Source organism: Blautia sp. HA9023 (assembly GCF_056504095.1).
Genome location: NZ_JBWLUR010000003.1, coordinates 41968 through 63447, shown reverse-complemented (window position 1 = coordinate 63447; position 21480 = coordinate 41968). Strand labels below are relative to the sequence as shown.

13 protein-coding genes are annotated in these 21480 nt (G+C 43.6%); 1 reads left to right on the top strand and 12 read right to left on the bottom strand.

The features are described from left to right. Nucleotides 1–62 precede the first annotated feature (62 nt). The 12 genes from AC04Q6_RS02350 to ptsP all read right to left on the bottom strand — a co-directional run bounded on the left by AC04Q6_RS02350 (nt 63) and on the right by ptsP (nt 20885). Nucleotides 63–1220, bottom strand: coding sequence for a glycoside hydrolase family 3 protein (locus tag AC04Q6_RS02350; protein WP_118063519.1), 1158 nt, complete (start codon nt 1218–1220; stop codon nt 63–65). Beyond that, nucleotides 1213–2100, bottom strand: a complete 888-nt coding sequence (locus AC04Q6_RS02345; protein WP_021977299.1) for a lectin-like protein — start codon at nt 2098–2100, stop codon at nt 1213–1215. The genes AC04Q6_RS02350 and AC04Q6_RS02345 overlap by 8 nt, the downstream gene beginning before the upstream one ends. Before the next feature lie 18 nt (nt 2101–2118). Then, nucleotides 2119–2667, bottom strand: coding sequence for a hypothetical protein (locus AC04Q6_RS02340; protein WP_021977298.1), 549 nt, complete (start codon nt 2665–2667; stop codon nt 2119–2121). A gap of 48 nt (nt 2668–2715) precedes the next feature. Further along, on the bottom strand, nt 2716–4284 hold the full coding sequence (locus AC04Q6_RS02335; RefSeq protein WP_118063515.1) for a M48 family metalloprotease: 1569 nt from the start codon (nt 4282–4284) through the stop codon (nt 2716–2718). A 41-nt stretch (nt 4285–4325) separates the two neighbouring features. Beyond that, on the bottom strand, nt 4326–7832 hold the full coding sequence (locus AC04Q6_RS02330) for a hypothetical protein (RefSeq protein WP_119247924.1): 3507 nt from the start codon (nt 7830–7832) through the stop codon (nt 4326–4328). A gap of 11 nt (nt 7833–7843) precedes the next feature. Further along, nucleotides 7844–9298 carry a TRAFAC clade GTPase domain-containing protein gene (locus AC04Q6_RS02325; protein ID WP_021977295.1) on the bottom strand — a complete coding sequence of 485 codons (1455 nt, stop codon included), beginning with the start codon at nt 9296–9298 and terminating at the stop codon, nt 7844–7846. Between the two features lie 18 nt (nt 9299–9316). After that, nucleotides 9317–9961, bottom strand: coding sequence for a hypothetical protein (locus AC04Q6_RS02320; RefSeq protein WP_118063510.1), 645 nt, complete (start codon nt 9959–9961; stop codon nt 9317–9319). Nucleotides 9962–9975: 14 nt separating this feature from the next. Further along, nucleotides 9976–11901, bottom strand: coding sequence for a hypothetical protein (locus AC04Q6_RS02315; protein ID WP_476389504.1), 1926 nt, complete (start codon nt 11899–11901; stop codon nt 9976–9978). Between the two features lie 67 nt (nt 11902–11968). Beyond that, complete coding sequence (locus AC04Q6_RS02310) at nt 11969–12160, bottom strand: hypothetical protein (protein WP_476389503.1); 192 nt, start codon at nt 12158–12160, stop codon at nt 11969–11971. A 9-nt stretch (nt 12161–12169) separates the two neighbouring features. Then, nucleotides 12170–16204 (bottom strand): tubulin-like doman-containing protein, encoded by a 4035-nt coding sequence (locus tag AC04Q6_RS02305; protein WP_476389502.1) that lies wholly within the window; start codon nt 16202–16204, stop codon nt 12170–12172. Nucleotides 16205–16258: 54 nt separating this feature from the next. Next, a complete protein-coding gene (locus AC04Q6_RS02300) occupies nt 16259–18976 on the bottom strand; it encodes a VWA domain-containing protein (RefSeq protein WP_476389501.1) in 2718 nt (905 codons plus the stop codon). A 292-nt stretch (nt 18977–19268) separates the two neighbouring features. Then, nucleotides 19269–20885 (bottom strand): phosphoenolpyruvate--protein phosphotransferase, encoded by a 1617-nt coding sequence (gene ptsP / locus AC04Q6_RS02295; protein ID WP_021977290.1) that lies wholly within the window; start codon nt 20883–20885, stop codon nt 19269–19271. A 301-nt stretch (nt 20886–21186) separates the two neighbouring features. Here ptsP and AC04Q6_RS02290 point away from each other — a divergent pair, with 301 nt between their 5' ends. After that, nucleotides 21187–21429, top strand: a complete 243-nt coding sequence (locus AC04Q6_RS02290) for an ATP-binding protein (RefSeq protein ID WP_118063583.1) — start codon at nt 21187–21189, stop codon at nt 21427–21429. Nucleotides 21430–21480 lie beyond the last annotated feature (51 nt).

The window sequence follows — 21480 nt, the reverse complement described above, 5'->3', positions numbered from 1 at the left end:
TTTACCTTCACTGTCTGCTCATAAGCACATAACTGCTCTGCTGTTCTGGGTCAATCGGATATTTATTCCGCTGTGTTTATTTTGTTTTTTACTGCCAGAATACGTCTGACAGATTCGTTGATTCTTTCTTCTGTTATTGTTCCATTCTGCACAGCATTTCTGACACCCGCATATGCCGCCGAAAAATCAGCAGGCATCAGGATCATATCTGCGCCCGCCTGTACCGCTCTTACAGCGGCATCTCCTGATGCATACTCATTGGCAACTGCTCCCATATTCATTGCATCCGTAATGACCAGCCCCTGAAATCCCAGCTGATCTCTCAGAATTTCTGTACATATGGTATAAGACAGACTTGCAGGCGTGTCATCTCCTGTGATACCCGGGCAGGAAATATGTCCCATCATCACAAAATCAGAGCCTGCTTCTATACCTTTCTTAAATGGAATCCACTCACAGTTTTCCAGTTCTTCCCTTGTTTTATAGACATAGGATTTTCCTTCATGACTGTCTTCATAAGTATCCCCATGTCCCGGAAAATGTTTCAGGGTAGACAGCATTCCTTTCGTATGCAGCCCTTTTACCTCTGAAGCTACCATAGCCCCATCGATTGAAGGGTCACTTCCAAAAGAACGGCTGCCTATTACTGTATTCTGCGGATTTGTCAGTACATCCGCAACCGGAGCGAAGTCTACATTAAATCCCAGTTCACTTAAATAACTGCCAATCTGACATCCGGTCTCATACGCTTTCAGGCTGTCTCCAGTCTGTCCGATCGCCTGCATGGAATCATATACCGGTGTTTCCATAATTCCACTTTTTGCAATCCGGCTTACAATACCGCCTTCTTCGTCTACTCCCACAAAGATCGGTACTCCACCTGTCTCCTGTGACATCTGCTGATAGCCTGCGATCAGATTTTTTACCTGATCATAACTTTCAATATTGGCAGACATCAGAATTATTCCTCCCACCGGATAAGCCTCATAGGCTCCTCTTGTTGTATCTCCTGCGCTGACTGCATTCCCTGCCAGAGTTTCCGGGGTGATAAAAAAAAGCTGTGCTATTTTTTCTGCCAGAGACATCTGCTGTATTTTCTCTTCAACGTTTTCTTCCTGTACCGGGTCTGCTTTCACCTGCACATGGGTAATCCCGGATGTACAGATGAAAGTGATACCTGCCAGCAAAATCGCTGCGAATCTTTTTTTTCTGCTATTCATATTCACATATATATCCTATTTTACCTGAAAAAGATGGAACAACACTTAAAATATCATCCGGCACATCATTCATATACCAGCCTCCATCATTGGATAAGAGATCCAGTACATGTTCTTCTACTCCGTCACCATAAAAGCTCGGTTCACCGGCAAACCAGCAGGAAGTTGTATGAGCCGTCCAGCTTGCACCGGAATTCAGTGCTTCTCCGAACAGTTTATTATCATTGTCTGCCCAGTAGTATTCATACTGATCCATCTCACGCCTTCCACTTATATAGAACTGTTTTTTCGCATAGTTCGTATTTGACTGGAGAAGATTTATGATTGCTGCATATTCCTCCTGGGTATTGATTCTTACAAGATATCCACCTTTTTGTCTGCACCGGTCAAATGCCTGCGTCCAGGTACAGTCTTCTATGACAACTTCATAAGTATGTATCTGTTTTTCTGTATCCGGAGCTTCTGTCGGTGTCGGAACAGGGGTGTTGGTCGGTACTGGGGTGTTTGTTGGTTCAGGTGAAGGTGTCGATGTACTCACCGATGTTGGAATCAATGTAGGTTCCGGCGTCTTTGCATTTTTTGTCACTTCTGACTTTTTCGCCGCTTCTGCTACGGACATATCATCCAGCTGTTTCTGCTTCGCTGAAAGCGCGCCGGGCAAAGCGATCCTGTCTGTTTTTACTGCATATACTGCTCCGCCTGCGATCACAGCAACGCCTGCCACTGCCGCAACTGCTACAGCAACAGGAAACTTCTTTTTTTGTGGAGCCGCATAATTCCCACCACTTTGGGGAAAACCTGTCTGTCTTATCTTTACTCCACATTCCGGACAAAAGATGCTGTCATCCGGTATGTTTTTTCTGCATCTTGGACATTTCATAGTTTATTCCTCTGCCTGTTATGCGTTTCCATCAGAAGTAGTTTCCTCTGAGTTTTCTTCCTCCCCGGAATCCGATTCTGCGGCTCCGGCGTCATCCACTCCGCTTTCATCACTTTCTTCGGTCACTTGTGAATCCTCAGAATTACCATCATCTGTGACATTATCCGCGCTTTCATCATTGTTTGTTTCCTGACCATCTGGCGCTGCTGTTTCATCACCTGGTGTTCCCTGATCCGGGTTCTCCGGTTCATTCACTGGTTCTCCCTGGCCGTTGGAATCTGCCGGATTCTTTCCCTCAGGTTTCTTCTGCACTGCAGCATCAGGATCATTTTTTCCCTGCTTATCTGATGGCTGCTGTTTCTTTTTATCTGCCGTATCTTTCTTTTTGTCATTGCCTGCCTGCGCAGGTACCGGCTCTCCTGTCGGTTTTTCCGGAATAACTTTCTGCTCTGTTTCCTGCATGTTCTCCTTTGGGGCGATCGCGGTTTTTACCAGACTTGCAGTACCTGCAAGTGCCATTACAGTAAACACAATAAACAGAATGTTTGTTACTTTATTCTCTCTCATTTCATACCAGCCTCCTTTACGTCCTTTTCTTTTTGCTGTATCCGTTTATTAACGGTAATATCCTGCCCCTAACTGCTGAAGTCTGGCAATTCTGTCGTGGCTGTCCGGATGTGAGCTTGCCAGTGCGGCAAACAGCCCGGAAGCTTTCTGCTCATGTGTACTGAAATAATCAAGTAATGCACACAGCTGGTCTCCATATCCAAGCTGAAATGCAAACTCATCGGCCTCAAACTCATTTCCACGGCTGGATTTCATGACAAGCAGTGTTCCAAGACCTGTCCATATCCTGAGAAGAAGATTCACTGTTATTACAGCGAGAAATCTTGAAAAGATCATAAATAAATGCGTAATAAAACCATCTTCGCCACCCATAAACAGACACATGATCGTAGTAATGATATCAAAGAACCAAAGGCCGATATTAAAGAATGTAACAAGCATATTTACAAACATATTACCAACCGAGATCAGCAGGATAAGATCTGTATCTTTATGTGCAAGATGTCCGAATTCATGTCCCAGTGTCGCCCGGATCTGCTCATCCGGCATATTCAGAAGGCCTCTTGTAACACATACTGTCTTTCGTCCCGTTGCAAAAGCGTTCGGACTGTCATCATCTGTGATATACAGCTGAATGCTGGAATTCAGAGAAGGATCTTTCTGTTTTGCTTTCGCATAAACTTCCCGGAATATCGGTTCCAGACGGTTGATATCCTCTGCACGTTTCAGTTTTTTACATCTTGTCTGAAAACGAAGGTACCATTCTCCGATCGGTGACAGTGCGATCGTAACAGATACAAGATATAAAACAATTCCGATCACAATTCCAAGCGGAATATTGTCTGGTACAAACAACACCGTAAATCCGCAGACAAGTGCCACATTCAGGATCAGATAAATGATTACGGAAATATTGGACTTTCGAAACATCCTTGTAAGGAAATCAAAAAGATAAAATCCACTGGATCCGCTGCTTACGCTGACACCTGCATTTGATGTATTCTTTGTTTTTACAGGTTTTTTATTTGTCTGGCTTTTTGTTGGCTGCGAAGTATTGATTCCCGTGTCTGCCATCTGCTGGTTCGGGCTGTTCTGATCCACTCCTGACGGACCCGGATTTCTCTGCTGATTCCAGTTTCCCTGTACATTGATCTGCCGGAGTTTATGGTTCCGGGGTCTGCTTTGGGAAGACTGATTATGTATTTCCTGGCCTTCCGGTGACTGTTGGCTACGGTTATTCTGAGTACTTTCCAGCTGTGTACCCCAGTTATTCTGATTATTTTCTGCCTGTGTACCCCAGTTATTCTGATTATTTTCCGGTTGTGAAGTCCAGCTATTCTGAACATTTTCCGGCTGTGGGGTCCAGTTATTCTGAACATTTTCTGGCTGCCGGTTTTGATTTCCCTGGCTACTTCCCTGCGGTGGTCTCCAGTATCCCTGACTGCTTGCAGCCTGGCGTCCCCAGATTCCCTGGTCATCGGATGGCTGCCCCCATCCATTTCCATTATCCTGGGAGGCCTGGTTATTTCCGCCAAGCAGATCTGAGCCACAGCCCGGACAGAATCGCTCTGATCCGGTCCGCAGTTTTCTTCCACAAAATCTGCAGAACTTTGCCATACTCTTCCTCCTTTTTTTATCTGTATCGAATATACAGTTCTTTATCTCTCTCTTCTTTTTAACGCAATAATGTTATGGATAATGATAACAATATCACCTGTGATTCCAACCAGGATCAGTCCAATACTGATAGCCATGGTAATCTTGTCAGGAACCAGAAGACAAAGTACCAGAGATATGGCAACGCCGACCAGAAGTGCGACTACAGCCGCTATGATCAGAATTATCGGTGAACTCTCATCCTCTTCATCCATTTCTTCATCTTCATCGAGCTCATACCGTGTCCTTGCCGAACCCGGATATGGTCTTCTCTGCTCCGGTCTGTCATAAGATTCCCGGTACTCTCTCCTGGACACTCTTCCACCGTATCTCTTGCAGTAAATACTCTTCCACTCATCGTCAAGACGGTTCAAAAATCTTCCAAGATTAAGTTCTCTGGCAGTATCCTCCTTCAAAAGCTGGTAAGATGCCGCAACATCATTGTTTGCAAAAGCTTCGGGTTCTCTTGCTGCCAGACGTAAAATTCCATTGCCGGCTGCATTTCTTATGGCATCTGCTTCAAAAAGCTGAAGCCTTTCTGTATAAAGCAGTAATTCCAGAGCTACACGAACAGCCTGGACAGGCGTATACTCTGTACCATAAATCTTCCGCAGCACATTCTCCAGATTAAAGTCTTTTTTTCCTTCCATCATCATGATCAGCTGCTCCTGGAGCAGGGCAAAAAAGTAACGATACTCTGGCCGTTCTTCTCTCTTAAGTCTTTCATCAACTGGCGTCAGATACGCTGAGATATCCTGGCTTTTCAGGATTATATTCTGCATTTTTTCCAGATTTTCCATATCCTGACTGTAATAAATGCACCACAGAACATTAAGACGCTTCCAGTCTTTCGAGAAAATCTTCCGGCGATCACATTCCTGGATCATATTTTTAAGGAAGCCAACCTGCGCTGCATTTAATCCGAACACCTGTATTGCATTCATCTTTGCGATCAGAGATAAAAATTTATTCTTCAGCTTCCGCTCAATTCCTGAATTCTCACCAAATATCTTCTTATAATTTAAAACCTCATCCTGAAATACTTCACACCAGGCAGCAAGTTCATTATTTCCCTGCTTTTTTTGGCACTGATGTCTCAGCATATTGAAATATGCATTTACGATCACACTGTATGTCTGTTCATTCAGCCACTGATTTTCTTTCACACCGCTTAAAAATACTGCTGTCTGATCCAGATTGGCAAGGACATATTCGGAAAGAACCATTTCCTGTCCACCATGGATAAACCACTCTGTAATGATCGCCCATCGCTGTTCTACTGTCAGCTGTTCCAGAAGGAGTCCCTTTCTGTCATCTTCCGCATGCGCATATAACTCGTACAGAATCATGGATACATAAGGTTCCGGACAATCTGCCAGATCAGAAAGTGCCTGCTGGATCTCTTCCATATCCGAATATCCGCCTGGTTTCCGGCAATTATAGATTTTTGCACATTCCGATACACAAATCGCTTCCTGTATGATCGCCTTTTTTGCCGGCACATGCATCAGCCATTCGTGCAAATACTTTCCTGTTTCATGGAATACCATTGCCTCGCATTTTTCTCCCAGCTCCGCAACGATGTATTCAAACAGAGGTCTCCATTCTACGTTCAGGAACTGTCGGTCTCTGAATGTGGCAAAATAGATCAGGTGCCATACTGCTTCTGTATTCAGAACCGTTTCTTTTGAACTGCACTGCTCTTTAAAACAATTCCACAGCACATCGGATCTGTGTTCCTGTCCTGGAGTTTTTTTCAGTTTCTTCTCTTCCTGGCTTAAAAGACCATGCGCCTGTTTACGCAGATTGCCGTTTCCATAAAACAGCTGAAAAAACAGATTTCCATAAATTTCTTCCATGTTTTCATCTGTGATCTCAGAATAATTTAACGGACGGCTTAATGCTCCCATCAGCTGTGAAGTATACTCCCATTCATCTGTGCTCACACACTTTCTGTACCAGTCCTTCAACAGTGAAAAAATATTTGCTTTCACCGGACTGGAATGGGAAATCTGATCATCTTCACATATTTCGATCAAAAACGTTCTGAGGAAATCTTTTTTGTACCATTCTGCCTCTGTCTGCTCTCTGACATTCTTCAGAAAATCCAGGAATTTCTCTTCTGCCAGAGCATTTTCGCTCTCAAGAAGCTCCCTCAGAAGCTGTGCAAGAACTTCATCTGTCTGGTCAGATGCCAGATCCTGTATCAGGCATACCATGATCTCATCCTGACAGTTTTCAGGATAGATATTCTGCTGGACCAGTTCTATGAGATCCTTCTTTATGTTATCCGAATATCCCGGGTCCTGTGCTTCGCAGCTGAGCATTTCCCTGAATATCGATGCAGCATATTCTGTCCAGTATCCTGCTATATAGTAGGATACTCCAAGTATAAGCTGTTCTCTGGATCTTTTGTCTGCAAAATTCTGCTTCCGATTATCATTCAGTCCAAATATAAGGTTAAACATTTCCGGTGTATTCGCATTTTCATAAACCCGTTCCTGTCCGAAAAACTGAATGTATTGCCTGTTAAATTCCGCTTTTTCTTCTTCCTTCTGCAGGGTATCCCATATGAATCTGCCATAGGATGTATCCAGATCTCCACTCACATAACTTTTTTTGTTCTGAAGGTCAATGATAGAATATTCACTGTTTACCCATTCTTTTGCAAATCCACTTTCCATAAATATCAGCTGATACCCCTTCAGGACAGAAGCCTCCGGATTTGCTCCTCCGCAGGATACTGCACTGATATTCTGACTGATGAAATCCGGCAGAACTTTCAAAGTTGCCGCAATGATCTGCTCAGCATAACCATTTCCACCGGCTGCATTCCATGCAGGGCGGAACTGATCTGGCAGTACAACCAGAACTTTGTCATTCTCATGGCCCCTGTAATCCATATATCCAACTCTCTGGACAATGCTGCTGATATAATCAATAAAAAGTTCCTGTGTAAAACCTGCACGTTCAAAAACAGAAATTTCCGTTTTTTTCTGTGGATTTTTAAACAGGGAATACTCCGGATTTGCTTCGATACGCCCACGGGCACCATTTCTTTTTGACTCTTCAATTCGCGCCTGTACCGATGGATAAGGTTCAAAATTCTGCAGATTGAGTGCATATTCCGGTTCTCGTAAAAAGCGTCCCTTATCTTCCTCTGCCAGAATGTAACTGCTGCTGTATGTAAAATCACGGAACTCGCCGGAACTTCTTTCACCGGACATATTTCCTTCTGCTTTCAGTCTGTATGCACGACTTACTACTGTAAGCTGCTGATTCAGCCTCTTGATCTTCAGAACGCCTCGATATGTTCCGGTGATCTCCGAAGGAACAGGCCGGATATCCTCCAGTGTTCCTACTGCTTCACATTCTCTGGCTACAAGCTTCGCCTGATCTTCTCTGGCAAACATATCTCTGCTGATGGTGACTGTCGTACTGTCTCCCTTTGAACCGGAACGTGAAAAATATCCTTCTGTACATCGGGAATATATATGTTGTCCTATCATGCTGTTTCCTCCTAACGTCTATGAAACCAGGAATGTTTTTTTGGCGGTTCCGGAATCTGCTCATCCCAGTTTTCCGCAAAATTTCTTCCCCATTCATTAACCACCCTCTGTGGTGCATCATAAAATTCTCCTCTGAAGAAAGGAGGTACAAAATTCAGTCTCATCAGAAGATAAAGCAACGGTTCTTCCACACGGATCGGATGGATCAGACGGAAATTATCAAGATTATCTCCGCTTACCTTTACAGCTGCTCCCAGAGCGGATACAGAAATATAATATGGACTGAAAAATGTCTGATCCAGGAAATTTGATAATCCTCTGGAAAGATACTGGATACACGCTCTGGTAGACTGATTCATAGGATTAAAATAAGTATCCTCCAGATTGGAATCCGGAATCATCTGAAATCTCGGTGCGATCACTGGCTGATTCAGCGGAATTCCCAGCTGCTGGTAATTTTTGTACAGAAGATCAGTTTTGGTCAGTGCAACAACACTTGGCCTCTGAATCTGTCCCATATCTCCGGTAACACAATCCAGGATTGATGTTTTCATGCCGGAAATCGCTTCTTCCAGCTGATCGATATCACGGTTCATATACTGTTCCGGAAGCCGATTGTACACACCCTCCAGAGTCTCCGGATCAACCATCATGATAAATCCATCCGACTCCTTAAACTGGGGAACATTGATATTGGAAAGATCCTCATTTCGTTCTCCGTTGAACATCTCGCCTCGCATATCAATCAGACCCAGAATACATTTCTTATTAGACTGTGCAGATCCTGGCATTGCGGTATAATCTGCCTGAAGAAGATACGGAGTTTTTCTGTCCTCCTGTGTTGTCGCCGGAAGTCTGTTCTCTCTTCTTATGTGTGAAGCAAACTGTTCATATTCCCTTCCTGTAACTCCCAGAGTCTCAAAATGAACAAAGCCCTGCGGAAGTCCAAAATTTCCTCCGCTCAACATCATGTGTAAAACTGTAAGATATACTGTTTTTCCTGCGGAGCTGGGTCCCATAAGGCTCACCAGGTACATCGGCATTTTTCCTGCCTGAGGGATCAACTGTGAATGACAATGCGGACAGTAGAACTTTCTCACGATTCCACTTACCTTTTCCTCACCGATCTCCAGATCTTTCACCTCTACAGCCTGCACCAGTTCTGTATTTCTGCACTCATCACTGACTGCATACTCCGGAGAAATGGTTACCGGATACACCTCTTCATTTGTGATCACGCTCTCACTTCGAAGCTGTGCAAGACTTTTGTACTGAATTTCAATATGCTTCTCTTTCAGCACAAATTTATTTGCTCCAGATTTTCTGTCATTAAGCTGAATATCATCAGACTGCCGGATTCCCTCAAAATTATCTGACCTGATCTCATCCTTCGTAAGCTTCACGCATCGTTCTGCTTCTCTGATGGGACGCAGGCACTGTATACATTTTATCGGATAATAACTCATATCTGCCTCCTGCTCCTTTTATTTTTTATGAAAAATCGAAAACAGTGAAAATTTTCCTCCTGTGTCCTGTTTCGAACGTGGTATCTGAATCGCTTCTCCACTCAGTTTTATATTTTTTTCTTTTGTCTGCACCTGTGGCAATCCCGGCAGTTCCGGGAAATAAAGATTTCTGTATTCATTGATTCCCGCGCGGATCTCATTTGGAATTTCAAATCTCAGGATCGTTCCTCCCCAGAAATATTCATAATACAATAGTCCCTCCGGGATTTCTTTGTCACTCTGAAGCAGTAAAGTGTGCCCTGCATTTGTACAAACCCAGTTCCATTTCACTGTGGCAATTCCACAGTATACATTTATAAGATACTGTTCCTGTGACGCAAGTGCCATGATCTCTCTTCCGGAAAGTTCTCTTCTGGAGTCTGTCACAAATATAAGAAAACGTGTACTGTTGATACTTTCCATATCCAGATTATCCGACTGAAAAGAGACTTCCATGCAATGATTGATGCACTGCGAATAACTGATCATTACCGGAATACTCACATTCTCTTTATAAATCCACACGAAATATGCATTTTCTTCATTTTCAGATATTGTCCATGAGAAGCGGAACCGGCCATAATCCATCTGTCTTCCTTTTAAGTCTTTTAATGCTATTACCATTACTTTCTCCTTTGTTACTCAGAGTATATGCGGTTCTCTGCAAAACGCCCGGAAATACGGACGATCTCGATACGGTCATCCTGAGGGCAGCCTTTAAAACTGATATCATAAGTGGGCTGATTCCGCAGACAGCGGCACAGGAGATTTTCTTCATTTCCCATCACAAATAATGTCTGATGACTGCTTGCCTGAAATCCTCCGATAAGTCTCACAGGAAATTTCCAGTTCTCTTCCAGTTTTTTAAAAAACTGTGTGGAATCTCCCTGTACAAGATTTGTCAGGCGTACCTTCATATATTCTTCACGGTTTTCAAGACTTCCCGCAACGATCCGGTTACAGATCTCCAGCAGATCATTTCCGGTTCTGTTTTTCTGATCTTTTTCATGATCCTTAAAAAAGCCTGCTATGATCTTCTGATATTTATGAAATATATGGATCACTTCATGGGGATGATTATTATTATATTCTTCCATCCATCGTCTGGCTTCTTCCTGTGCATCTGCCACAAATCCTCCGCCGGTGTTAAAAAGAAGTTCTGTCTGTCCCAGTCTTTTTTCCTGGTTGCTGACAGCCTGCTCCATAGATTGAAAGACATCATCCAGCACTTTCTTTTTCTGGCGGAACCTTTTCATGTTTTCTTTCTCCGGCGCCAGTCCTTCTGCAATGATCTTCCTTGGAGCCTGACGGATCTCTCCTGCAAGCCACTGTTCACAGGACTGTCTCATGTCCGGATAAAACATCCCCTGACGTACATCAATCAACGGACTGTTTTCCAGGATCTTCTGTGATCTTTCTTCCAGAATGCCAAGATGATTTACTGCCCCATTGAGTTCCAGCAGATATTCATCAACAAACGAATCCCACCATTCCTGTACCACCTCTGCTGTAGCCTTAATGGGATGAAGATAATAATCGTTGGCAAACTTTTTCAGCCGTTTTTCCAGTTTCTGCATATCATTGCCAGGAATCACACTGTATATTGGTGATGTACATATTTTTCCATCTGGTCCATGAGGTATTTTTTCCATTCGCTTTTTCCAGGATGCACTTTCAAAATACTCGTACTTCATTTTATCAAATGCTGTAGTCCGCCTTCTGCCGGCACTTTTATAATATTCATGTACTGCCAGTAAGCGATTCAGTGTAAGAGATTTTACCGGTTCACATACAGAAATGGCTCTTGCCGTAAAAAAATATTCTTTTTCATTACTCCTGACCGGAAGAAGAACACCCTGGGTTTTTTCTTTATCTTCACAGTCTGTATCCTGAAATATCATAAGCATGATTATCGTTTTGATCTTCTGTTCCAGATTGATCTTATGTCCGTTCTCATTGACATCAGAAAGTACGCAGCATGGACAGCAGCATTCCAGATAATTTTTGCGGCCATTTTCCATGATCCGGTCCATTTGGCGGCGCAGCATCTGTACTTTATATTTTGTGAGATCTACATTATAACTTTCCACCATCAGAAACGGATGCCATTCCACAGAAATCTGGCGTTTTCTCATTTCTATCTGCATCATGATCCAGGAATCCGCCACTCTCTGTTCATCTTCTCTCTGACACAGACAGTCCATAAGAAATACCGGACATATCAGGATTTTGTCAAATCGGACATCCAGATAATCCTGCGATGCCTGATTGATCCTGCCTGCAAAAGCATGAAATGCCTCTTCTCCTGTTGTTCTTTCCCAGTCACTGATGATCTGGACAGTTCTGATATCCGATACGATCTTTTTTATTTCCTCTTTAAAAAGCAGCTCTGCTTTTCTGCAGCTTGTCTCGCTTCCTATCACCCAGATAAACACCAGTGTTTTCAGAGATACAAAGTTCTGGCTGTTAAAAGTTTTCTGTTCTTCTGCATCATTAAGAATACTCTCCAGTTTTTTTTCGATCACTTCTGTATTTTTTTCTGCCTGATACAGACTTTCTTCCATTCAAGTCTCCTCCCACTTATGTTATATTTCAAGGAAATCCGGCCTAAGCCGGATCTCCTTTCTCTTCTCAGATATTATTATTTGGATCTTCCCCGGAAGGATTTCCCCATGATGGCATTCCGGCATCTCCCGGCTGAGAAACCGGCTGGCTTCCTGGCATTCCGGTTCCTCCCTGAGGATAGCCCGGCTGACTTCCCGGCATTCCTGACATTCCGGTTCCTCCTGGATAACCTGGCTGACCTCCCGGCATTCCTGGCATTCCGGTTCCTCACGGATAGCCTGGCTGGCCTCCCGGCATTCCTGGCATTCCGTTTCCTCCCGGATAGCCTGTCTGGCTTCCCGGCATTCCTGGCATTCCATTTCCTCCCGGATAGCCTGGCTGGCTTCCTGGCATTCCCGGCATTCCGGTTCCTCCTGGATAACCTGGCTGACCTCCCGGCATTCCTGGCATTCCGTTTCCTCCCGGATAGCCTGGCTGGCTTCCCGGCATTCCGGCTCCTGCAGGATAATATACGATCATCTGCTGCATTTTTGTATCAAAAACCTGCTGACCTGGCTGCGGCTGTGCGATCGGCTGATAGGTCATCGGATCCAGATATCTCGGCACTTCCGGCTGATACATAACCTGCTGGCGCATCTTCGTATCAAAAACAAGCTGGCCCGGCTGCGGCTGTGCGATCGGCTGATAGGTCATCGGGTCCAGATATCTCGGCACTTCCGGCTGATACATAACCTGCTGGCGCACCTTCGTATCAAAAACAAGCTGGCCTGGCTGTGGCTGTGCGATCGGCTGATAGGTTGTTGGATCCAGATATCTCGGCGGCTCTGCCTGATGATTTACAGGCTGCTGTTCTTCTGTCCGATGAATATCATGATGATCCCACTCCTGATGGTGGTCACTCAGCTTTGACTGCTCGTCTATTGGAAGCATTCTGGTCATTTCCTCAATGATTCCCTGATAAAAATCCAGTTTATTGATACATTCTGCTTTTTCATCCGGTCCTGCATTATAGAGTTCCTGACGTACCGTTTCTACCTGTTCCTTATATTCCGGAATATACTGCTCCCGGATTTCTTTATAATGTTCCTCTCTCTGTCCCATACTGTCTTTGATACGCGCTCTCAGATTTGTATACTGTGTATCAATTTCTGCACGCATCTTCTTATCCAGAAGTTTACAGAGTTTCCGATACACCTGATATTCCCGGTAGTCCGGAGCCATTTCCTGTCCAACCATCAGCGTGATCGGCATCGGATCCATGTCTGATCTTTTATATACCACATCCATGATCTCATTTTCATAGATCATATGAGCTACTTTTGCGTATGCATAATATTTCGGATAATAAAGTTCATCTTCCAGCTGCTGGATCTTTTCTGCAAGCTGGCATTCTCGTTCCAGCTGTCTCATTACCTGCGGATATCTCAGGATATTTTCACGGATATTATCTTTTTCTCTTTCCAGCTTATTTCCCTGTACCTGATTGTTTTCGGAATTTCCGATGCTGCGCAGATACGTACCAAATGGTTTCAGAACCAGCTCTTCTCCGGAATCCCATACTGCCATCTTGATCTTTGTCAGCTGCTCGATCTTCTTAAGAATTGTCGGCGCATTTAAATTGGCCTTGCTTACAGATGCGGCAACTTTTTCATTGGCTTTTTTGAGGACAATATTTCCATTATGTTCTGTGATCAGGTCCAGCTTTACTGCTTCATCAAAAAGTTCTCTGTATTTTTTATTATTTTTTCTGGTCCGTTCACAGGTATAAATTCCATGCCAGGAAGGTTCTACATACGGAGACGGCAGATAATCACGCCACTCTCTGATCAGATGTTTACCCATTCCTGCTTTACCAAGCATCTGTTCCTCATATGCCTCTTCCATCTTTTCAAGGAAATCATTGGAATACAGTGGAAATCCGCTGGCAACCTTGACAATATAAAATCTGCTTCTCTCATCACTCTGCTTGATAATGACTTTTGTACTTAAATTTTTTGCTCTAATATGTGCCACTGCGGTCTGATAGATTACCGGGCAGTCACTTGGAATGGACAGAATGGAAAATTCATCTGTCTTTCCATCAAACTGTGCACTTTTTTTATACATGGCATAGGACTTGTCAAGAAGATGATCGATGCAGTCACCGATATATTGGTTCAGGCTCTGTCCTGATTTCAGTTTCGTAGACATAATATTTTCCATGTTGATCGTAAGAAGTTTGCTGAAATGCTCAGAAATAAATCCGGAAATAAATCCTGGAACATCTACAGTTCCTGCAATGTTCTCATCAACGTTGTCAATATCTCTGCCGATCCACTTGTGGATATTTTCTGCCAGACTTCCAAGGAAAGAATTTTCTGCCGCAAGAACCGCCGCATTGAATTCCATCTGCTTCGTATGTTCAAACTGCAATGGGCGGATCAGAACATCCGTATCTTCCTGCACAACAGCTTCCTGTGCCTTGATGATCTCCACATTGTCATGGAATATCTTTGGAAGCTCAAACAGTGTATCTGTCAGAGGTTTCAGAATATTATCATAGTATAATTTCAACCGTCCCTGAAGAATCTCAATAACTTTTACGATCTCTTCATTTAAAAATGCAGATTCTTCATTTCTGTACCATCTTTCAACAGAATCCAGATAATCTTTTGCAGCCTGTTTTTTCTTTCCAAATCCCGCATTCGTTCCCATGACATACATCTGCTGCATTTCTTCCTTCATTCTCTGGGACTGGCCTGCACACTGGCCTTTCAGTTCATTGCAGTAATTCTTAAATCCTTCCAGCATATGATAGAGAGAATAACTTTCCTCTGATTTCACAAAGTATCTCAGATATACAGGACCTGTTTTCTTATTCTGAAGATTTGATTTAATGTAATTTTTCAGTTTTCCTTCCAGATAGCTTGGAAGATTTCCGGATTGTTTTACTACCGCACGCTGAAAATCCGCAAGCCAGTTATAAGCGGCATTATACGGTGTGTTATTTGGCCAGATATCCTTATAGTCAAACTGCTGCAGTGCCGGTCTCGGAATAACCTCTCTGTACAGCAGACTTCGGATATTATCTTCTGTCATTTCCAGATCACGATATACTGTGACATTAAATTCTTCCTGCGTTGGACGATTTCTGAACATTCCCTGATCCAGACGTTCAAATACACGTGCAGCAACCAACGTTGAAATCTCTGTATAAGGAATTTCAATCTTTGCGGCACCAACGGACAGGTATTTATAGCATGCCGGATACGGAGCCCTTGTCTCCAGTGCGGTCATATATCCCTGAATGTTATTGTACATCTGTGTCATTGCGGTATTACCACCATCACCGCCACCGGCTTCTCCCGCAACGTAAGCAAAAATATTCTCCGCAACAGAACGCAGGATCTTTTTGTAACTGAACTGGTGACCGTGGATATCTGAAGCATCCAGAAGATGGCAGAAATCAAATGGTGCTGCAAATTCATTTAATTCATAGCCAGGAAATTTCTGATGGTAACGTTCCATATGCTCACTGGAGTTCATCCAGTAATCCAGTTCTTTCAGGCAGGCAAAACCGTTTGCACGCAGAGATGTATCTGCACCACCATTTAACTCATTGACATCTGTCATGATCAGATAGCCCAGGATATTTACATTTGGTATGGATTCTTTAGCCACTTTTCTTAAAATATAGGCCATATCCAGAAATGTACCTGCACCGGTACCACCGGAAATACCGCTGAATAAGATGATTCGGATATCATTGATCTGTGTATTGCTGATAAGACTGCTGATCTTGCCCTTAATATCTGCAACTACTTTTAAGATGTTATTTGCCAGAAGCATACGTCCGATCTGGCGGATTCCACCTGCACCATCCGCACCTGCAATAGCATTTACATCTTTATCAAACCACTGCCAGTATTCTACACCATTGTCTTTCTGTTTCAGGACATTCTCGATAACCTTGTCTACCGCATCCACAGAAATATCACAGAACTCTGTTCCACGTCTGTCAAAATGTGCGGTACCATATGCAAGATTTTTGGTTTTCTTATCGGTATCAATTTCCAGAAATCCAATATTTTTCGGTGTGTCCGCAACAGGTGTGTTACTTTCATCAGTAGGAAGGATCATTCTATTGGTGATCTGATCCTTAATGCGGATCAGTGCATCCGCACCACTTCCTCCAAGTCCTACAAACAGCACTGCCTGTTTTTCCTCAGGCGCAACTCGTGCGCCTGCGTAATAAATACCGCCATTCTGGCCAAGGCTCAGTGCCTGCTCCAGTAAGCTGATCGTTCTTTTTTCTTTTGCCATAACATGTCCTCCGTTTAAGGATTATTTTATACCGTTTATAAAAAATAACTGCGATCAGAAAAAGTCATCTCCGCTTCCGTCACTTCCGGAACCGCCAAAGTTAAATCCTCCGTTTCCTCCCGGCTGGGTATTTCCCTGGCTGTCGCCACCAAAGCTGCCACTTCCGAAGTCGTTTCCTCCCTGGTTGTTTCCGCCTCCGAAACCGTTTCCTTCCTGGCCGTTTCCTCCGCCGAAGTCATTTCCGCTTCCGAAACCATTTCCACTTCCGAAGTTGTTTCCTCCCTGGCTGTTTCCTCCGCCGAAGTCATTTCCGTTTCCGAAGCCGTTTCCACTTCCGAAGCCATTTCCTCCCTGGCTGTTTCCTCCGCCGAAGTCATTTCCTCCTCCGAAACCGTTTCCGCTTCCGAAGCCATTTCCTCCCTGGCTGTTTCCTCCGCCGAAGTCATTTCCTCCTCCGAAACCGTTTCCGCTTCCGAAGCCATTTCCTCCCTGGCTGTTTCCTCCGCCAAAGCCATTTCCGCCTCCGAAACCGTTTCCGTCTCCGAAACCATTTCCACTTCCGAAACCGTTTCCTCCACCGAAACCATTTCCTCTCTGGCCACCATATGGACTGCCAGTATGGCTGATATCAAAATCACTTCCTCCAGATCCATAAATAGATCCGGACATTTTCTGTTCTTTTCCGACGATCAATGTCAGCACACTTCCACCCTGCTCAGATGGGCTGACATACTGAATGGAAATTCTGTCGCCTTTTCTGACAGATTTTTTTACACCCTTTTCAGTGTCGATCTTCTGATTATCAATCTGGATCATGCCTGTTGTCTTTGGAAGCACACAGACTTCAATTCCATCTTTTAATGCTTTCAGCTTGATATTCTGTACCAGAGCCTGAAGGCCTGTACGCATAAACACTTCATTATATGTATTTCTTGCTACCTGATCCTCATTGATCACAGTCCCTAACAGCACTTCGGATTTTTTGCCCGGCAAAGTCATAGATACGCTGCCTGGTGTCAGGCTCTGAAGAGCAGGCGGCAATGTGAGCTGCATAGTGAGCAGATCACGGAATTTCGGTTTCATTGCACGGAAAATGAAGAAAATTGCAGCGATCACTGCAAGGATCAATACCAGTACTCCGATAACGATCGTCCATACGGATTTTACGTTTACCCGCATTGTAAATCGTGCGCTCTGTCCATATTCATCCGCAATACGGAGATTTACATCCTGACTACCATTTTTTAACGGAACGATCTGGAATGTTTTGGTATCTGGATTAAAGGAAACCTTCGCATTTATTTCACTGTCTTCTTCAATATCACAGTTAATCTTGGATGTTGCGTCGTATGTAGTGATCTCGTCCAGAGGAATTTCCTTGGTCTTTCCGAATGGTTTTCCCAACAGTGATACTTTTTTCACATCTCCGCTTTTTACAGATAACGGAGTACTTTTTATGATCATCTTGTATGGGGTTGTTTCTTTTGAGAAACTTTCATTTCTTCCATTAAGAACTACTTTTACTGTATAATCACCCGGCTTCTCTGCCTTCATGGTGTATTTGAACCTGTAGCTGTCTGTATCCATAGGGATCTGCTGTTCTTTTCCACTGGCATCTGTGATAATACAGGTAGCAGTTGCACCATACAGAAGATCATCATCTGAAATTATCTGATCTCCGCATTTCAGAAGTGCTGTCATATTGATATCATCACCTGTTTTCGGTGAAGATTTATCCACATCCAGAGTAAGGTTCATATCAAATGTGGTCAGCAGATTGATCTTGATCGAATCCTTTGCGTCGCCTGCCACACTTACAGTCCATTCACCTTTCTGCGGATTCTTAACCTTAATGGTCATATAACGTTTATCAGAAGATACCGTGATATTGTGTTCTTCATCCTGAGGTACTTCTTTTCCGGAAGGATCGATGATCTTCGGATCTGACACACCTTTTTCTGTAAGAATTACAATATTAGCCGCGTAAACGCTTGCATTGTCAACAGTAAAGTTTGTTGTATATCTTCCTGTTTTGGAATCATACTGGGAAGGAAGTTCCGCACTGCCGCCCTTTGTGTGGTCATTATAAATGTCTTCAATAATACCATTCAGCTGATCTGAAGATTTTGTTTCATAGAATTTACCGCCTGTCTTCTCGGCAATATCGTTCATTGTAGCGGAATCCAGAGAACCATCATAATTCAGTCCGATGGTATATACCGGAAGGTTCAGAGATACTGCCTCTTTGAGAGTCTTGCTCAGTTCTTTCTGGGATTCTTCTACTGTACGTGGTCCTTTTGGAAGATCTGTTCTTCCGTCGCTGAGCAGAACGACCATCGGATTTCGTCCGGAATTAAAAGCCTTTCCCTCTTTCAGAAGTTTTACGGCTTCTGTAAGTCCCAGTGCGATATCGGTATCATTATTGATATCATATTTGATCGCTTCCATGCCTTTTTTGAGTGTATCTTTTCCGGTGCTCAGATCGGTAAGTCCCACACTGTCAAGAATAACATGGGAATAATATACATAACCGGCTCTTGTGCCCTCTGCACTGGATGCACACAGTTCTGTAAAGAGCTTTCCGGCAGTCGGTGCCATGTATTCCGGGTCTGCCCGCTCCATGGAACCACTTCCGTCGATGACATAAATGACATCCAGATTCAGATTGTCTTCTGTCGACGGTGTTGCTTCTTCTGCTTTTACCGGTATTCCTGTCACACAGGTAACAACCAACAGCAAAAGCATTACTAAAAAACGCGCTGTCTTTTTCATGTTTTCCCTCCATTTTCCCTTTTATCTGTGCCTATTTTTCTTTAAAATTATCAATATTGCACAAATAAACAGCATATTTTTGAATACTGATATAATATATATACTTAATTATACTTCATCCTCAATTGCCACGCAATGTTACAGTGCTATTATTTTCGACTATTTATGCCTTATTTCGAACAAATTATGCCTTTTACTTTTTTAATGCACTATAAAAAAGCAGACGAAATTTTTTTTATAAAAAACTGCCACTTTTAACTAAAGTGACAGCTTTTTTTGCAACAATAATATTCTATTCCATCTCTCTTACGATCTTTCTGACCGGAAGAACAAAGGTCGGAGATACGGACAGTTCATCCAGTCCCATCTCCACGAATCTTTCAGTAAGTGTGGTGTCTGCGCCAAGCTCACCGCAGATTCCTGCCCAGATACCTTCTTTATGTGCATTGTCCACAACCATCTGGATCATACGGAGGACAGCCTCATGATGAGAATCATAAATGTTGTCCAGTTTTGCGTTCTGACGGTCGATTGCCAGAGTGTACTGAGTCAGGTCGTTAGTTCCGATACTGAAGAAATCAACTTCTTTTGCAAGAAGGTCACTGATCATAACAGCAGCCGGTGTCTCGATCATGATACCCTGCTCCACATCATCACGGAACGGGATACCCTGCTCCGTAAGCTCTGCTTTCACTTCTGCTACGATCGCTTTGATCTGTTTTACTTCTGTTACGGAGATGATCATCGGATACATGATGGAAATATTTCCGAACATGCTTGCACGGAAAAGTGCACGCAGCTGTGTCTTGAATACTTCCGGACGGTCCAGACAGATACGGATCGCACGATATCCCATAGCCGGGTTCTCCTCATGTGCCATATTGAAATAATCGATCTGCTTGTCTGCTCCGATATCAAGGGTACGGATGATGACTTTCTTACCGGCCATGTTCTGTGCTACTGTCTTATAAACCTGGAACTGCTCTTCCTCTGTCGGATAATCTTCTTTCTCCAGATATACAAATTCGCTTCGGAAAAGTCCGATACCTTCCGCATCATTGGCAAGTACGTTGGCAACATCGCCGGTACTTCCGATGTTTGCATAAAGATGAAGCTTACGGCCGCTCTTGGTAACAGTCTCTTTTCCTTTCAGTTCTTTGAGCATTGCACGCTGTGCAAGTTCATCTGCACGCAGGTCTTCGTATTTCTTAAGGGTTTCCGCATCCGGATCAACGATCAGATTTCCGCTCTTTCCGTCTACAACTGCCATTTTTCCGTCCATGGACTCGTCGTATTCGATATTGATCAGTGCCGGAATGTTCATAGTTCTTGCAAGAATGGCGGTATGTGAGTTGGAAGAACCTTTTCTTGTAACAAATGCAAGTACTTTGCTCTTATCCATCTGTACGGTCTCACTTGGTGCAAGATCCTCAGCAACTACGATCACCGGTTCAGATGCCTCAAGTTCTCCATCTCCATGGCCGGAAAGTACACGTACCAGACGGTCAGAAATATCCTTCACATCAGCCGCTCTTGCTTTCATATAATCATCGTCCATCTGTGCGAACATTGATGAGAAGTTGTCGCCAGTTGTTGCAACCGCATATTCTGCGTTTACAGACTCTGTGCGGATAATGTTGTGGATGGAATCAAGATAGTCATCATCATCAAGCATCATCTGATGAACTTCAAAGATTGCCGCTCCGGACTCTCCAACCTCCTGAAGAGCCTTGTCATAAAGCTTCTGAAGCTGTGCCACAGCCTGCTCCTTGGCTGCCTCCACACGCTTTACCTCTTCTTCCGGATCCTCCACGTGAACACGTTTTACACTGGTGTCAACCTTCTGGAGGATTGAGATCTTGCCGATTGCAATACCGGAAAATACAGATTTACCTTCCAAAACCTTCATGAAATTATCTCCTTCTGTTTTAATATTTGCCCACTTATGGTGTATTATATCACACTATCCAAAGATTCTGCCATGATTTTTTTATGATCTGGAAAAAACCTGTAAAAATTCCATTTATGCTTTCTTTTTTTGCCATATATACAGCAAAAGTGACAAAATAAACGCTGCCATTCCGCGAAAAACACATTGTACCTGTTCTGCCTGGATGGGTGTCTTCGGAAGTACCAGATACCACTGGAAATTTTTTTTAACTTCTTTCCATTTTTTCGTCCAGAAGCCAAAATCTAACCACTGATCCGGAATCCAGTCTTTTTATGCCTGTACAGCTCAGATCCCGAATAAAAACGGTTCTCTGGGTCTTGTTATCCTCCACCCTCTGGATACACTGGAACATCAGATATTTTCTCAAAGAGCAGCTTTTGGGCTGGGGCTTTCCATTGCAAATGAAATCATTTCTCTCCAGAAGGGAAAGATCACTGTCTCAGAGACTCCCGGAGGCGGCGCCACATTTACAGTAATCCTTCCAGAACAGTCACTTTCTTGAATCCATAAAATATTGAGGCATAAAAATACCGGCCTCCAATCGTCAGATCTT

Excerpts from the sequence above, each read along its gene's own strand:
- ptsP (WP_021977290.1), bottom strand. The coding sequence starts at position 20,885 with ATGAAGGTTTTGGAAGGTAAATCTGTATTTTCCGGTATTGCAATCGGC.
- AC04Q6_RS02335 (WP_118063515.1), bottom strand. The coding sequence starts at position 4,284 with ATGGCAAAGTTCTGCAGATTTTGTGGAAGAAAACTGCGGACCGGATCA.
- AC04Q6_RS02325 (WP_021977295.1), bottom strand. The coding sequence starts at position 9,298 with ATGAGTTATTATCCGATAAAATGTATACAGTGCCTGCGTCCCATCAGA.
- AC04Q6_RS02345 (WP_021977299.1), bottom strand. The coding sequence starts at position 2,100 with ATGAAATGTCCAAGATGCAGAAAAAACATACCGGATGACAGCATCTTT.
- AC04Q6_RS02305 (WP_476389502.1), bottom strand. The coding sequence starts at position 16,204 with ATGGCAAAAGAAAAAAGAACGATCAGCTTACTGGAGCAGGCACTGAGC.
- AC04Q6_RS02350 (WP_118063519.1), bottom strand. The coding sequence starts at position 1,220 with ATGAATAGCAGAAAAAAAAGATTCGCAGCGATTTTGCTGGCAGGTATC.
- AC04Q6_RS02330 (WP_119247924.1), bottom strand. The coding sequence starts at position 7,832 with ATGATAGGACAACATATATATTCCCGATGTACAGAAGGATATTTTTCA.
- AC04Q6_RS02315 (WP_476389504.1), bottom strand. The coding sequence starts at position 11,901 with ATGGAAGAAAGTCTGTATCAGGCAGAAAAAAATACAGAAGTGATCGAA.
- AC04Q6_RS02340 (WP_021977298.1), bottom strand. The coding sequence starts at position 2,667 with ATGAGAGAGAATAAAGTAACAAACATTCTGTTTATTGTGTTTACTGTA.
- AC04Q6_RS02310 (WP_476389503.1), bottom strand. The coding sequence starts at position 12,160 with ATGCCAGGAATGCCGGGAGGTCAGCCAGGTTATCCAGGAGGAACCGGA.
- AC04Q6_RS02300 (WP_476389501.1), bottom strand. The coding sequence starts at position 18,976 with ATGAAAAAGACAGCGCGTTTTTTAGTAATGCTTTTGCTGTTGGTTGTT.
- AC04Q6_RS02320 (WP_118063510.1), bottom strand. The coding sequence starts at position 9,961 with ATGGTAATAGCATTAAAAGACTTAAAAGGAAGACAGATGGATTATGGC.